This is a genomic window from Salegentibacter sp. UBA1130, from assembly GCF_002311535.1.
GTDB lineage: Bacteria > Bacteroidota > Bacteroidia > Flavobacteriales > Flavobacteriaceae > Salegentibacter > Salegentibacter agarivorans.
Genome location: NZ_DCAP01000036.1, coordinates 1 through 15,102, shown reverse-complemented (window position 1 = coordinate 15,102; position 15,102 = coordinate 1). Strand labels below are relative to the sequence as shown.

13 protein-coding genes and 1 tRNA gene are annotated in these 15,102 nt (G+C 35.7%); 5 read left to right on the top strand and 9 right to left on the bottom strand.

The window, feature by feature from the left end; genetic code table 11:
- Positions 1-4: 4 nt before the first annotated feature.
- The 8 genes from B4F31_RS14470 to trhA form a co-directional block, all read right to left on the bottom strand.
- On the bottom strand, positions 5-619 hold the full coding sequence (locus B4F31_RS14470) for a class I SAM-dependent methyltransferase (RefSeq protein WP_286761593.1): 615 nt from the start codon (positions 617-619) through the stop codon (positions 5-7).
- A 12-nt stretch (positions 620-631) separates the two neighbouring features.
- On the bottom strand, positions 632-1,666 hold the full coding sequence (locus tag B4F31_RS14465) for an MBL fold metallo-hydrolase (RefSeq protein WP_286761592.1): 1,035 nt from the start codon (positions 1,664-1,666) through the stop codon (positions 632-634).
- Between the two features lie 51 nt (positions 1,667-1,717).
- Positions 1,718-2,755, bottom strand: a complete 1,038-nt coding sequence (locus B4F31_RS14460) for a cytochrome d ubiquinol oxidase subunit II (RefSeq protein WP_286761591.1) — start codon at positions 2,753-2,755, stop codon at positions 1,718-1,720.
- A 2-nt stretch (positions 2,756-2,757) separates the two neighbouring features.
- On the bottom strand, positions 2,758-4,125 hold the full coding sequence (locus B4F31_RS14455) for a cytochrome ubiquinol oxidase subunit I (RefSeq protein ID WP_286761590.1): 1,368 nt from the start codon (positions 4,123-4,125) through the stop codon (positions 2,758-2,760).
- A gap of 53 nt (positions 4,126-4,178) precedes the next feature.
- Complete coding sequence (locus B4F31_RS14450; protein ID WP_286761589.1) at positions 4,179-4,631, bottom strand: methyltransferase family protein; 453 nt, start codon at positions 4,629-4,631, stop codon at positions 4,179-4,181.
- A 24-nt stretch (positions 4,632-4,655) separates the two neighbouring features.
- Positions 4,656-5,453, bottom strand: coding sequence for a sulfite exporter TauE/SafE family protein (locus B4F31_RS14445; RefSeq protein ID WP_286761588.1), 798 nt, complete (start codon positions 5,451-5,453; stop codon positions 4,656-4,658).
- 69 nt (positions 5,454-5,522) lie between these two features.
- Positions 5,523-6,155, bottom strand: a complete 633-nt coding sequence (locus B4F31_RS14440) for a Crp/Fnr family transcriptional regulator (RefSeq protein WP_208225255.1) — start codon at positions 6,153-6,155, stop codon at positions 5,523-5,525.
- A 99-nt stretch (positions 6,156-6,254) separates the two neighbouring features.
- On the bottom strand, positions 6,255-6,896 hold the full coding sequence (trhA, locus tag B4F31_RS14435) for a PAQR family membrane homeostasis protein TrhA (protein ID WP_286761587.1): 642 nt from the start codon (positions 6,894-6,896) through the stop codon (positions 6,255-6,257).
- A gap of 185 nt (positions 6,897-7,081) precedes the next feature.
- On the opposite strand from trhA, the gene B4F31_RS14430 reads away from it, so the two are divergent.
- Both B4F31_RS14430 and B4F31_RS14425 read left to right on the top strand, forming a co-directional pair.
- Positions 7,082-8,299, top strand: coding sequence for an exonuclease SbcCD subunit D C-terminal domain-containing protein (locus B4F31_RS14430; RefSeq protein ID WP_075326701.1), 1,218 nt, complete (start codon positions 7,082-7,084; stop codon positions 8,297-8,299).
- Between the two features lie 3 nt (positions 8,300-8,302).
- On the top strand, positions 8,303-11,326 hold the full coding sequence (locus tag B4F31_RS14425; RefSeq protein WP_286761586.1) for an AAA family ATPase: 3,024 nt from the start codon (positions 8,303-8,305) through the stop codon (positions 11,324-11,326).
- Between the two features lie 56 nt (positions 11,327-11,382).
- Here B4F31_RS14425 and B4F31_RS14420 read toward each other — a convergent pair whose 3' ends face one another.
- Positions 11,383-12,258, bottom strand: a complete 876-nt coding sequence (locus B4F31_RS14420) for a cation diffusion facilitator family transporter (protein ID WP_075326699.1) — start codon at positions 12,256-12,258, stop codon at positions 11,383-11,385.
- Positions 12,259-12,426: 168 nt separating this feature from the next.
- On the opposite strand from B4F31_RS14420, the gene B4F31_RS14415 reads away from it, so the two are divergent.
- The 3 genes from B4F31_RS14415 to B4F31_RS14405 all read left to right on the top strand — a co-directional run bounded on the left by B4F31_RS14415 (position 12,427) and on the right by B4F31_RS14405 (position 15,084).
- On the top strand, positions 12,427-13,689 hold the full coding sequence (locus B4F31_RS14415) for a carboxypeptidase-like regulatory domain-containing protein (protein WP_286761585.1): 1,263 nt from the start codon (positions 12,427-12,429) through the stop codon (positions 13,687-13,689).
- 309 nt (positions 13,690-13,998) lie between these two features.
- Positions 13,999-14,072, top strand: a tRNA-Pro gene (locus tag B4F31_RS14410).
- Positions 14,073-14,319: 247 nt separating this feature from the next.
- Positions 14,320-15,084, top strand: a complete 765-nt coding sequence (locus B4F31_RS14405) for a phage integrase SAM-like domain and Arm DNA-binding domain-containing protein (RefSeq protein ID WP_286761584.1) — start codon at positions 14,320-14,322, stop codon at positions 15,082-15,084.
- The last annotated feature ends 18 nt before the right edge of the window (positions 15,085-15,102 follow it).

The window sequence follows — 15,102 nt, the reverse complement described above, 5'->3', positions numbered from 1 at the left end:
TATTTTATTTTTTTCTAAAACAACAAAATGTAAAATTCTGAATCGCCCCGGTTGGAGTTTTATGATCTAAATTTTCGCATTTCAAAAGAGCAAATTTATCCTGTAATAACGCTTGAAGATCTTCTTTTGAATATTGCTTAATTGTTCTTCCACTGCATTTTACTGGTCCCTCTTTTGAAAATGTTGCCAAAATTACAAATCCACCGGAAGCTACCGAATTTTCCAGGGTTCTTATATAATTTTCAATCTGTTTTTCTTCAGTTAAAAAATGAAAAGCAGCGCGATCGTGCCAAAGATGATAAACCTGTGTAGCTTCAAATTCTGAAGCATCAGCAACGATCCAGTTTACCTTTTCGGCATCATTATTTAAACGTGTTTTTGCTTTTTCCAGGGCTTTTGCAGAAATATCCAAAACCGAAATATCCCGATAGCCTTCTTTTAATAAGTAGTCTACAAGATTAGAATCTCCTCCCCCTACATCTATAATTTTTGAACATTCAGGCAAATCCAGTTCAGCGATAAATTTTAAAGATGTTTCAGGTTTTTCCTGGTACCAGCTGGCATCTTTGTAAGACTTTTTATTATAAACCTCTTCCCAATGCGACTTTGTTTCCTTCATAATTCAATTCTTTTATTCAAAATTCCACCATTCTTCCTGTGAAAATTGTTCTCCTAAAACATAAGCTTCACCAATTCTTGGCGAAACTACTTCTTGCTTTTGTATTCTGGTTTCTGCCATTAGTCTCCTAATAGGTTCGTTCCAGGGATGTACCGAAAGCACAAATTTCCCCCAATGCACGGGGAACAAAATTTTAGCATTTAGATCTTTCGCAGCTTTCGCGGTTTCCTCAGGAAACATATGTATTTGGGGCCAATATTTACCATATTGTCCGCATTCCAGAAAAGCGAGGTCAAATTCCTTAAATTTTTCTCCAATTTCTTTAAACTGCGAACTGTAACCCGAATCACTACCAATATATATTTTAAAACCCTCCCATTCCAGGGCAAAAGACGCCCACAAACTCGTGTTTCTTTTTACGTTTCTGCCAGAAAAATGACGGGAAGGCAATGCGGTAACTTTTAAATTTTGATGTACTTCCTCACTTTCATTCCAGTTGAGCTCGGTAATTATATCAGGTTGTGTATTCCAATATTCTAAATGCTCTCCTACTCCAAGGGGAGTAACTATTTTTAAAACTTTTGTCTTTAATTGTTTTAAAAATTTATAATCCAAATGGTCATAATGATCGTGAGTAAGAATTAGCAAATCAATTTTTGGAAAATCTTCGGCTTGATACAGATCGGTCCCCGGGAAGGATTTTCCAAGGAATTTAAAAGGGGAAGCGAATCCGCTAAAAACGGGATCTACCAAAATATTATAGCCATTAAAACTTAATAAGTAAGAAGAATGTCCAAACCAGACCACTGTCGGTTTTTTGGTATTTATATTTAATAAATCAGCTTTTTTATGAGGAATTTCTGATGAAGGCCGAACCGTTTTTGGCCTACTCAGCATCTGTTTCATTATTTTAAACATAGAAACATCTTCTGGTTGCACCGCGGTAGGTTCTATATTTTGAAACGTACCGTTTTGTGTATTTTCGGCATTCTTTATTCGTTCCAACCTTTCACCAGTAGGTTCTTTTCCAAATCTTTTTAAGATCATTAGCTATTTTTTGAATGAGATTACCAAATTCCGCAATTAATTCAGGAAAAATTACTCGTATTCCTTCTCATTTTTTTCCAACACTTTAATCATATTAAAAGATTTCATTAAATGAAAAAGTCCTGGTAAAATAATAAATCCGCCTATTAGCAACATAATCGCCAAATTACTTATCGTAGATTCTGGTGCCAGGTTTTCTAACAGACTTATCTCCTGATCGGCAGTGATTATAATATAAGGAAAATGTGCATATAGCGCAGCAAAAAGTATTAAAACTACCTGGAAACCGGCTAAATATCTACTGGCAATGCGATATTCTTTTTTTATAAATTTCCAAAGCGGAAATAAAAGAATTCCCGATAAACCAACGCAAGCTAAAGAAACCGGATTATGAATAAAATCTTCAGCAAAATTTATCCCGCTGAAATAACCATAACTGATAAGAATAAAGCCAAGCGCCACCAATACAACCGTAAAAAAAGCCGAGTTTTTAGCGTAGTGTTTTCGTGCTTTTCCATCGGCTTCTCCAATTAATAAAGTTGAAGCTAAAAAAGCACAAAGGGCAGCATAAAATAAACCGACCAGCAAAGCGAAAATATTAAGCCAATGCTGCATAAAAAGATCGTAGAAACCGTAGGTTTCATAATCTTCAGTAATTATTATTTTGCCACCAATTAACGCTCCAAAAGACATTCCCAGGAAAATCGGTGTTACAAAACTTCCTATTCTAAAAAGCCAATTATACCAAAACTGAGATTTATCTAAAACCGCATCATAATGCCGAAAAACAAAAGCAACACCCCTAAGCGTAATTCCCAATAAAACAAGGCTTAAAGGAATGTGCAGGTAAATAATCATCACATTAAAATAAGCCGGAAACGCCACCCATAAAATCACCAGCATAATAATTAGCCAGATATGGTTTGCTTCCCAAATTGGGCCCATTACCCGGTAAATTGTATCGCGCGTATGCTCTTTATTTTTAGCCGAAGAAAACAACTCAACGATACCGGCACCAAAATCGGCGCCACCAAGGAGTACATACAAGAACAGTGAAAACAACAGAAAAAACAGAACTACATATAACATAACTAATCTTTGCTTTTATTTCCACCCGTAGGCTTAAAATTCTTTTCTGAAGTATTTTTAACCTTTTCCTCGGCAGTTTCCCGGTTAAGCGACCTTATTTGGCGGTTCATTAACCAGGTTACAGTTATGGCGAGTACTGTATAGAGAAAAAGGTAGTAGAAAAAACTATATTTCATCCCCGGCATTGGGGTTACGGCATCTTCGGTTCTCATAATCTGGTGAATAATCCAGGGTTGTCTTCCCACTTCGGTCACTATCCATCCGGCTTCAATAGCCACAAAGCCAAGTGGCGCAACCGCAATAAACAACAACCAGTAATATTTATTCTGAAGCCAGTTTTTCTTTCTTAAACTTATAAAATAGATCAATCCTGCAAACATTAGTAAAGTACCAATACCCACCATAGTTTGGAAGGCGTAATGTACAATTGCCACCGGTGGTAATTCATCATCGGGAAAATCGTTTAATCCTTTTACTTCGGCATTAAAATCGCCAAAAGCCAGGAAAGAAAGTGCTTTGGGAATTTCAATCTTGTTGGAAACCGTACGGCTTTCTTCATCTACGATTCCACCGATGTAAAGCGGCGCACCTTTTTGCGTTTCATAATGTGCTTCCATAGCAGCGAGTTTCACCGGTTGCCGCTCTGCAACATCTTTTGCTGAAAGATCGCCACTAATAGGTTGCAAAAACGCAGCAATAGCTCCAAAAACAATAGCAATTTTAAAAGCCCTGGTATGTAATTCTACATTTCTTTTACGGAAAATTTGAAAAGCATGAATCCCGGCCACTCCAAAACTGGTGGCTACAAAAGCAGCCAGTGTCATATGTAGTGCCTGTGTAAACCAGGCCGGATTTAATAAAGCAGCCACCGGATCTATATTGGTGAATTCTCCATTTATATAATCAAAACCCGAGGGCGCATTCATCCAGCCATTAGCCGAAACCACGAGAATACCTGAAGCTACTCCTGCAACGCCAATAATAACCCCGGTAAACCAGTGAAATTTTTCAGGCAGTTTATTCCACCCATATAGATAAAAACCGAGAGCGATGGCTTCTACAAAAAAGGCAGCACCTTCTAAAGAAAATGGCATTCCAATTATGGGCCCTGCGTGTTTCATAAACTCTGGCCATAACATTCCCAACTCAAAGGAAAGCGCAGTTCCAGAAACCGCTCCAGTAACAAAAAATATTGCTACACCTTTTAACCATGCCATGGTTAATCTTTTATATATAGGGTTTCTGGTTTTCAACCATTTATGGTGTGAAACCACCATAAAAAAAGGCATCACCATCCCAATACAGGCAAAAATGATATGAAAGCCCAGGGTAAACGCCATTTGCAGACGTGCATAATCTAAATTCTCCATCAAATTGGTTTAATTGATTTGCTGTCTTTTAAAAAGACTTTTCAATATAATTTTCAATGAATAAATTTAGGGAAAAATCTACCGGTGTTCTGCCGGTAATCACGATAATTTGGATACTTTAAGCATAATTGCTCTTCTTCATATTCAGATTTAAACCAGAATAAAATAAGCAATAAGAACACGATCCCTATTTTATAACCAGAGCCAAAATATAATGAAAGGAAAAAGAGGAAAATTAGAATTCCGGAGTAAATAGGATGCCTTATATATTTAAAGAGCCCGCTTGTTATTAAAGTTGCATTTTCTTTTGGCTTCGGAAATGGTGAAAGATTGGTGTTTAGTTGAAGAATTGAAATTAAAACGATTAAAAAACCTATTCCGCTTAAAACTAAAAAAACCGGCTGAAAAAATTCCAACCGGTTAAATTTTAAAGTTTCAATTTCAAATAGCCAGGCAATGAAAAGCAAAAATTGCATCCCGACATAAAAATAGTTTTTAAGAGCCATCACATCAGTTTTCCTGATTGAAATTTACGAAATTTCAGCCCAAATGATATAAATACCCATTATTAATACAAACCAGCCAAAACCTTTTTTCAGCTTTTTTCCGTCTATAAATTTATTGAGATAAATCCCTATAAACATTCCTACCATGGAAAGCCCGGTGAAAATTCCTAAAAACAGCCAGTTAATATTCATATTTTGGACATCTCCAATAAAACCTATAAGTGATTTAATGGCAATAATTAATAATGAAGTAGCTACGGCCTTTTTCATAGGGAGTTTTGCTAAAAGCACTAGAGCCGGGATAATTAGGAATCCTCCCCCGGCCCCCACAATTCCTGTGAGAACACCTACAACAATTCCTTCAAGAACAATTAAAGGGTAATTATAGCTAATTTTTTCATTTTCATTTTTTTTCTTTCCATTCTCCCTAATCATAGAAACTGAAGCCAGGATCATAATAATGGCGAAAAACAGCATAATACCAATGTTCTTGGTAATTTCAAAATCTCCAACACTGAAAAGAGATTCAGGAATAGCAGGTACCATCCATTTTCGAGTGGCGTATACCGCAATAAAAGCAGGAATCGAGAAAACAATTGCAGTCCTAAAATCTACCAGTTTTTTCTGCATATTTTTAAAAGCGCCTACCAGAGAGGATGCTCCAACAACAAAAAGAGAATATGCAGTGGCGGTTACGGGATTAATAGCCAGCAAGTAAACCAGCACGGGAACCGTTAAGATAGAACCCCCGCCACCAATAAGGCCTAAAACAATACCAATTACCAATGCACCAACGTAACCCAGTATTTCAAGTATTTCCATATTATATTTTATTACGCTGCAAAAATACCTGCAATATGGCTGTTGTACAGTAACAAGGGTTACAAAGAATTAAAGTTCTAAAACTTCTATGCTGTTACGCTGCAGTTTTATTCTACCGTCAATTTCCAGTTTTTTTAATAACCGGGAAATTACGACCCGGGAGGTATGCAGATCGTAAGCAATTTGTTGATGTGTAGCTGCAATTACTTCATTCTGATTGATTTTTGCTTTATCCTGAAGGTATTTCATTAAACGCTGATCCATATTCATAAAAGCAATAGTATCTATAGTTTCCAGCATTTCGTTAAGTCGGGCGTGGTAACTTTCAAAAACAAAATCGCGCCAGGATTTATATTTAGAAGTCCATTCTTCCATTTTTTCAATAGGAATCATAATCAACTTTGTGTCGCGTTCGGCAACTGCTCTAATTTCACTTTTGGTTTGGCCAAGACAACAGGAAAGCGTCATTGCGCAGGTATCACCACGTTCAAGAAAATACAAGAGAAGTTCGTCTCCATCTTTATCTTCACGCATCACTTTAATAGCACCTTCCATTAATAGAGGCATCATTTTTACGTAATCGCCAATTTCAATGATCTTTTCACCGGCAACAACATGCTGTAAACTGCCTACCTGGGCGATTTCTTCAATTAGATCGTCTTCAAAAATAAATCCGTAAGCTTCTTTTAATTCCTGTAGCATAAAATTCTGGCTGAGCTATTATTAATTCTGAATTTGAATTTTTCAGAATCTAAAATTAGTATTAAAATTGAGAAAATTCCACATTTTTAGCTCGAAAGTCTATCCCGGCAAAACATAGAAATAAATAGAAAGATAATGACAAAACGTACCAAAAAGTACGAAAATGTGGAAGATAGCGTGGTTAAATTTCACTCTATCCAGACTAAATAACACAGCACCAATGGTGTAAGAGAGTCCGCCGCCAATGAGCCACCATAAACCTTCAGAGCTTAAATTATCGTATAAAGGTTTAATTGCAAATACAATTATCCAACCCATTACCACATACATTATTGTGGACAGCGTTCTATATTTTCCAATGTAAAAAAGCTTAAGAATAATCCCGGTAAGGGCACAAGCCCAAACCACTCCAAAAATAGTCCAACCTACCCAACCTTCTAAAGTTACCAGGGCAAATGGGGTGTAACTTCCTGCAATAAGTACGTAAATTGAAGCGTGATCCAGAATATTTAACCTGTATCTCCAGTTTTTATTTGTGGCTGAATGATATAAAGTAGAAGCCGCATAAAGTAAAATCATACTCGCTCCAAAAATACTAAAGCTCACCAGGTGCACCATTTCTCCAAGTTCATTGGCTCTTGAAATCAATAAAACAAGACCCAGTATACTTAATGCAAAACCAAAAGCGTGAGAGATCACATTTAATTTTTCTTCTAAAGGCTCATATTGGTTAATTGGCATTTTTTGCAAATTTTGATGGGAGAATTTAAAATACAAGAATTATAATTCCAACAAGGTTAAAAAGACTTGCAGGAAAGTTGATGACATAAATTTAAAGATATTAAGGCTTAATTGGAATATTTTAAACGGGCAATTTTTATTAATTTCGAACTTTCACACCGGCATTAATTCCTTAAGCGATTCTTATGAAAATTCTGCATACCGCCGACTGGCATATTGGTAAAAAACTGCATAAGCATAGTTTACAGCCAGATTTTGATCTTTTTATAGATTGGCTGTGCGATTGTATTGCGGAAAATAAAGTAGAAGCTTTACTGGTTTCGGGAGACGTTTTTGATCTTGCCAATCCTTCTTCTGAAGCAAGACAGCAATATTTTAAAGCTCTAATGAAGCTGAAACGTTTGGATTGCAAAATAATTCTCACCGGTGGCAATCACGATTCTCCCACAATGCTAAATGCGCCTCAGGAAGTTTTGCGCGAACTGGATATTCATATTATTGGCGGCTTGCCTATTGAACTTTCAGAATGTATTATTCCTGTAAAAAATAAACAAAACAAAACCGAAGTTGTGATCGCTGCCCTACCCTATTTACGGGATGCTGATCTTAGAACTGCGAGCCAGGGAAATTCTTATGAAGACCGCTTAGAAGCTTTACGAAAAGGAATTCAGCAAACGTTTTTAGATGCCGCTGAAATTTGTAAAATTCAATATCCTGGCGTTCTAGCTATTGCTATGGGACACCTTTTTGCTGCTGGCGCCGAAACTTCAGAAAGCGAACGGGATATCCAAATCGGAAATCAAGCCGCATTTAATGCGCTTCAGTTTGGCGATTATTTTAATTATATCGCGTTGGGACATATTCATAAACCGCAAAGGGTAAATGCTACTACCCCTACTTTTTATAGTGGTTCGCCCATTGCACTATCCTTTAGTGAACGCAGTAATAAAAACCGCATTCTACTTTTAAATACCGTAACCGGCTGGGAACCGGAAAGTATAGAAATTCCTGTTTTTCGGGAATTACTCAAAATTACCGGTAACCTGGAAAAACTTCAGCAGAAATTACTAGAGCTACAACCACGCAACGGACTCGCTTCTTTAATTGAAATTGAACTAAAGGAAGGGAATTTCGATTCTAATAAGATTTATGAACTGGATCAACTGGTCGATAATTTTAAGGTTGAAGGTTACGAAATCGTAAAACACCGCGCCACTTTTGAAAATAAGATAAGTGGCAGTGGCGAACTTTATGAGCAAAAACAGCAATTGGAAGATCTTCAGCCTTTAGATGTTTTTCAAAAATTAGTAGATAAGCAGGAAGAAGACGAAGAAACCCGAAAAGAATTAATGAGTGCTTTTAATGAAATTTTGGAAGAAGTACATCAATCAAAAAGAGGCTAAAAAATGAAAATATTAAGCATTGCATTTAAAAATATAAACTCCTTAAAAGGTGAAAATTATATAGATTTTGAAGCCTCCCCTTTTTCAGGAAATACGCTTTTTGCCATCACCGGGCCCACGGGTAGTGGGAAAAGCAGTATTCTGGATGTAATTTCGCTGGCGCTTTTTAACCAGGTACCGCGGTTGGGAAAAATCAGCAAAAAAGAAATTAGGGAAAAAGGTGCCATTCTTACCCGAAACCAAAAAGAAGCTTACGCAAAAGTTACTTATGAAACCGGTGCCGGTCGTTTTACTTCTTCCTGGAGTATTGAGGTGAACCGAAATGGAAACCTGAACGATTACAATATGGAGATTGCTAATCTCCAGGATAACTCGCTGTTAGATCTTAAAAAATCTGAAGTTCCGGAGAAAAATGAAGATCTAATCGGTTTAAATTACGACCAGTTTATTAAATCGGTTTTACTGGCGCAGGGTGATTTTGCTAAATTCCTTTCGGCTAAAAAAGAGGAACGTGGGGAATTGCTGGAAAAAATAACCGGTACCGGGATTTACCGCCAATTGGGAATAATGGCTTTTGAACGTTTTAAAGCAGAAACTTCAGAAATCGAAAAACAGCAAGATGAAATAAAACTGATTAGCTCATATTTACTGTCTGAAGAGAATTTGACAATTTTCAAGAAAGATTTAAAAGAAAAAACCACTCAAACAGAAACTCTGCAGAAGGATTTAAAGTTGATTGAAAAACAGCTGGAATTAAAGAAAACCATTACTGAACAAGAAAAGGAGATCAACGGTTTAGAGGCTGAAGAATTAAAACTGAATGCGCAGCTAAAGGAATTTGAAAATCAATATGGAGAAAGCCTTAAACAGCACGAAAAACTACAGCCAATTGCTGAAGAGATACAATCCTGGAAACGCTTTCAACAGGAATTAGAAGGAATAAAAGACGGATTGAATAAAACTTCAGAAAAAATTGAAGCGAATAAAAAGAATACAGGTGATTCTATTCAACAGGTGAAAGCTTTTGTTCACGAAGAAATTTCTGAAGAAAACCTCAAGGAAAAACTAACTGAATTTACAGAGAAAATAAGAAAACTCCAGGAAGAAAAAGCTTCCCTGGGACGCGATTATAAAAGTAAGCTACAATTATTTAAAACTGAAATCAGGGAATTAAAATTGGAGTTTCCGGAGAATGATTTAAAAGCAGGCAAAGAAATCCTGGAAAATCTTAAAACTGAAAAAACTGAACAGAAAAAACAGCTGGAGAACGATTTAAAAGAAGTTGATTTAGAAAATATTGCTGCAGAAAAGAATCGTTTAAAAACCGAGTTAGAAAAAAGTCGGGAAGCCAGAAGTTTTGCAGAAAGAAACCTGGAACAAAAGCAAAAACAATTAGATTTAAAAAAAGAAATTGATTCCCTTAAGCCGGAATTGGAGAATTTGCCAAAAATTATTCAGGAAGAAAAAAACCTGCTTATTTCTTTAAAAAAGGATCACGAAATTCTTCAGCTTAAAAAAGAAAATCAGTTAAAAACAGCACAATTAGAAGATCTTAGAAATTCACTAAAAACAGGAGAAGCCTGCCCGCTGTGTGGATCAAAAGAACATCCTTATTCTGAACATCTTCCCCACTTTGAAGACGATCTTGCGGCTAAAATTTCAGCAAAAACTTTAGAAATAGATGCGCATAATTCGAAGCTTACCCAAGCACAAGCTAAATTAACTCATTTAGATGAGTCGCTACAAAAAACGAAAAAGCAATTAAACGAAATTGAAATCGGTATAACCGAGAGCGAAGAAATTTTCAGGAAGAAATATTCTGAATTTAAAGAACCGGAAGCTATTGATTGGGAAACACAGATTTCTCAGATAAAAACTACCATTGAAAAATTAGAATTTTTTGAAACTATAAATCCGCAATTGAAGTCCCTAGCTAGTGGATTACCAATTTTAGAGGAATTAGAGAAAATACTACAACGCGGAAAATTACTGCAGCAGGAACTTCAGCAAAAATATTCAGGAAAAAATATTGGTGATGATAGTCAGCGGTTAATGGATGATTGGAATTCATTACTTCAGGAAAAAAAATATCTTCAGAAAAACGAAGAAGAGCAAAAAGATCTATTTCAGGAACAATCTAAGATTTATAAGGATTTACAGGAAAAACTAAAACAACAGGTTTTAGAAAAAGATTTTGAAAGTCTGGAAAATGCATACCATTCACTTTTACCGGGAAATAAATTCTTTGATTTAAAAAAGCAAAAAGATGATTTTCTAAAACAGAAAAGCATTGTTGAAACAGGAATTTCTACCCTGAAAAAACAACTAAAACAATTCAAAGAGAATGAAAGTAAACGTTCTGAAGATGATCTAACTGCGGAGCTAAAAGAAAAAAAGGGAGCTTTTGAATCTACGCAATCTAATTGCGAAGAATTGAGAAGAAAACTAAATAATAATGCGGAAAATATTTTTCGGCTAAAAGAGCTTGAAAATCAAATTGCCGAAAAGGAAAAAGATTGCAAACGTTGGCGACTTTTAAACACATTAATTGGAGACAGGCAGGGTAAAAAATTTAATGATTTTGCGCAAGATTTAACTTTATCTCAGCTAATTTATTTAGCAAATATTCGATTAAAGGATTTAAGTGAACGCTATAAAATTGATAAAGCCCTGGAAGGTGAAGACGATGGTTTGGTAGCGATAGACGAAGATATGGGCGGACAAAGGCGATCTGTAAAAACACTTTCTGGTGGTGAAACCTTCCTTTTGAGTTTATCTCTCGCATTGGCTTTATCTGATCTCGCTTCCAGAAACGTAGAAATTAATAGCCTATTTATAGATGAAGGTTTTGGGACTCTAGATCCAGAGACTTTAGATCAAACCCTGGATACATTAGAAAAACTCCAGGCAGAATCTGGTAAAACTATTGGGATCATTAGTCACGTAGCTTCCCTGAAAGAACGAATTGGCACTCAAATTCAGCTAACCAGAAATGGGCAGGGATATAGTAGTTTGGTGGTGAAATAGGGTTGCGAGTTGCGGGTTGCGGGTTGCGGGTTGCGGGTTGAAAATAAAAATTATTTTTACTCTAAACTGCAGGTTTCAGAATCCAGTTCAAATTGAATGGTAAAATGTTCAAAATTATAGGTTTTTAAAGACTCTAAGACTTCAGATTTACGGTTTAGGTATTCCTCAACGCTATTAATATTTTCCAGTTTTACGTGAGCTGTAAAAACGTGATGCTCTCCCTCCTGAGACCAAATATGTACGTGATGTGTGGAAGCTACCCCTGGAATTTCTTTAATTTGTTGTTTTACCTCATCAAGATTAATATCAGATGGGGTACCTTGTAGAAAAATAAAAAGGGTCTCTTTTAACCTTTTAAAAACATTCAATAAGATATAGATGGTAATAACCAGAGACAAAGCCGGATCAAGGTAATGAATGTCTTTAAACTGGAGAATAATTGCCACCACCAGGATCGAGGCCCAGCCCAGCACATCTTCCATAAGATGCCAGGAAATCACTTTTTCGTTCAAGGTTTTACCACTGCTTAATTTCCAGGCGGCAAAGCCGTTAACAATTACTCCCATAATTGCAAAAACCATCATTCCTTCTGCATCAGAATGTTCGGGAGCCATTAGCCTGCCCACCGCTTCATAAATCACATAAACCGAACCTGCAATAAGTATCAAACTATTAAGCAAGGCTCCTAAAAGCGAAAACCTGCGATATCCAAATGAGAATTTTGAGTCGCTTTTTTGTTGGGATTTATGATCTAAATACCAGGAAGTTCCCAGTGAAAGGCTATCGCCAAGATCGTGAACAGCATCTGAGATAATGGCTATACTATTTACATAAATTCCGCCAATAAATTCAATAATGGTAAACCCGAGATTGAGAAAAAATACAAGTTTTAGATTTTTTTCAGAAGAATTCTTATGATGATGGTGCCCCATACTGCTGGAAAACTTAGGTCAATTGCTTTTCACTTCGAAATTAATCATTTTTAATGTATTTATAAACCTTCTTAGTCTTCAGTGAAAAATATTGTGTTCAGTTTAGATTTCACTATTAATTTTCTTCAAAATTTCGTATATTAGAATGAATATCAAAAACTTATAGCTGTGAAAAATTTAAAAACTTTAATGCCATTTCTAGTGGGTATGCTTATTTTCTACGCGCCCCTAAAAGCTTCGCCATTTTTACAGGATTCCGATCAGGATTATGTAGAATACAAAGGTGAAGTGATCAACTCCAATAATGAAGATGTGATCGTGAACGCCCATTTATCTGTAAATGAAACCAATATTTCTACGGTGACGAATTCTGAAGGTAAATTTTCTTTAAAAGTCCCAAAAGGAACGGGTCCTGCTACGGTAAATATTTCTTATTTGGGATACCAAAGCAAGAATTTACCTCTTAGTTATTTTAAACCCAGGGGAACAATTATTTACCTGGAACCCGTGGTAGAAGAACTTTCTGAAGTTAAAGTATATGAAGCCGGGGATGCAAGAAGGCTGGTACGTACCATGTTGGCTAACCGGGGAGATAATTATATTGACGATCCTACCCAAATGACCGCCTTTTATAGAGAAAGTATAAGCAAAGGGAATAGAAATGTCTCCTTGAGTGAAGCCGTGGTGAAAATTCATAAAAAACCCTATAGTGATTTTGGTGAAGAAGATATAGAACTTGTTAAAGCCCGAAAAACGGCTGATTATGAACGTTTAGATACCCTGGCCCTAAAATTGCGTGGCGGCCCCTTTAATACGCTGTTTATAGATGTAATGAAGTATCCAGATTACCTCTTTTATGAGCGGGATTTAGATAATTATGAATTCAGTTTTGAAGAGCCTACTCAAATTGATAACCGCTACTTGCATGTAGTGCGATTTGAAGATATGAATAAAGATATGCCCTGGTTCTTTGGAACGCTGTTTATAGATGCTGAAACTCAAAGCCTGGTAAGAGCCAAACTGAATATGAATGTAGATAACCGGCGCGCTGCTACCAATATGTTTGTAAATAAAAAACCTGGGGGCACTAAAGTGTACCCTATTGAGGTGATGTATGATATAGATTACCATCAACAAGATGGCAAATGGTATTTTGGTTATTCCAATGCGCAGCTTCTTTTTGTGGTAAATTGGAAGAAAAAATTATTTAATTCCAGATACTTTGTAGATTCTGAAATGGCTGTTACCAACTGGCAACCACAAAACGAAGATAGAATTAAGAAAGGGGATAACTTTTTAAACAAAAGAGTAGTGATGGCCGATGATATTTCTGGTTTTACCGATCTACAATTTTGGGGAAGCAATAATATTATAGAACCCGATAAATCTATACAAAACGCCATAGAAAAAATCCAGGAAAATATTCAGTAATACCGAAAAAAAAGCTCATTATTGAATAAAATATTTTAAAAAGAATATTGATGGTTGTTTAGAAAGCATGTTAACTTTCTAAACAACCTTTTTTTATGAAAAATAAATTTAAAACTGATGCTCAGGTATTTAAAGAATATCCACGCTTAAGTTCTTAAAAAATGACATTTTCGCTTTGATAATAGTAAATAAGCACTTTAATTTGTGACTTGAATTAAATAGATGACTTGCTCTTGCTCAGGATAGGTTGTTAAGGAACCACCTTTAAAATAGGTAGTTCTAAAAATTGAAATTGAGCATACTTCAAATCGGGATGTGGCGCAGTCTGGTAGCGTATACGCCTGGGGGGCGTGGGGTCGCAGGTTCAAATCCTGTCATCCCGACTTTTTAAGATTTCAAAATATCACAAATAAAGGGTAATTGTATGGTTTTCATATAGTTACCCTTTTTTGTTTCTCAAAATTTAACAAAACATTTCAAATTTAATGTGAGTTAATCGTGAGTTCATGGCTATAACTGTGAGTTAATCGTGAGCTTTTTTATTGTATTTTTATACGTCTCATGTACTATAATTACATGTGCAGTTTGACTTCGTATTCTTAATGATTGTTTAATTTAAATTGTAAAGCTATGCGTACCAGTCAAACCTTTTCTATTTCTTTTGTTGTCCGAAAAAAGAAAAACCAATCAGGTCTAGCCCTTCTTTATGCCCGAATTACCGTTAACGGTAAATTCCTTGAAATTAGTTTAAAACGTACTATTCCAATTGATAAATGGAATCAGGCTGGAAATAGATTAAAAGGGAATAGCCCGGAAAGTCAACAGATCAATAAAAAGATTGATGAAACCAAAGCCTTATTATATGATGCATATGATACTCTTGTGAAAGAAGACCAGGTTATAAATCCACAGAAAATCAAGTCGCGATACTTAAAAAGCGATCAACAACATTTTACACTAACCTATTTAATTAATTATCATAAAGAAAAGATGGATAAAATTCTGAAGTATGGAACAATGAAAAACTACTACACTACAGAATCTTACTTGCAAAAATATCTAAAAACACACTTAAATATTTCTGATATCTATTTAAAGCAGATTGATTATCAATTTACTCTTGGATTTGAAAGTTTTTTACGAGACTTGCCAGGTCTTCATAATAACGGAGTAATGAAGCATATGGAGCGTTTCAAAAAGTTAATGGGCCTAGCCGGAGATTTGGATTGGATTGAAAAAAATCCTAGTAAAAAATTCAAGCTCCGGTTTGAGCAAGTAGATATGGTATACCTAAACAAAACAGAGCTGGAAAAGATTAAAAATGGAATATTAGAAAAAACCGTATTATCTATTAACAGAGATATTTTTATTTTTTCTTGCTATACTGGCCTGTAATCGGTAAGTAACAATGCG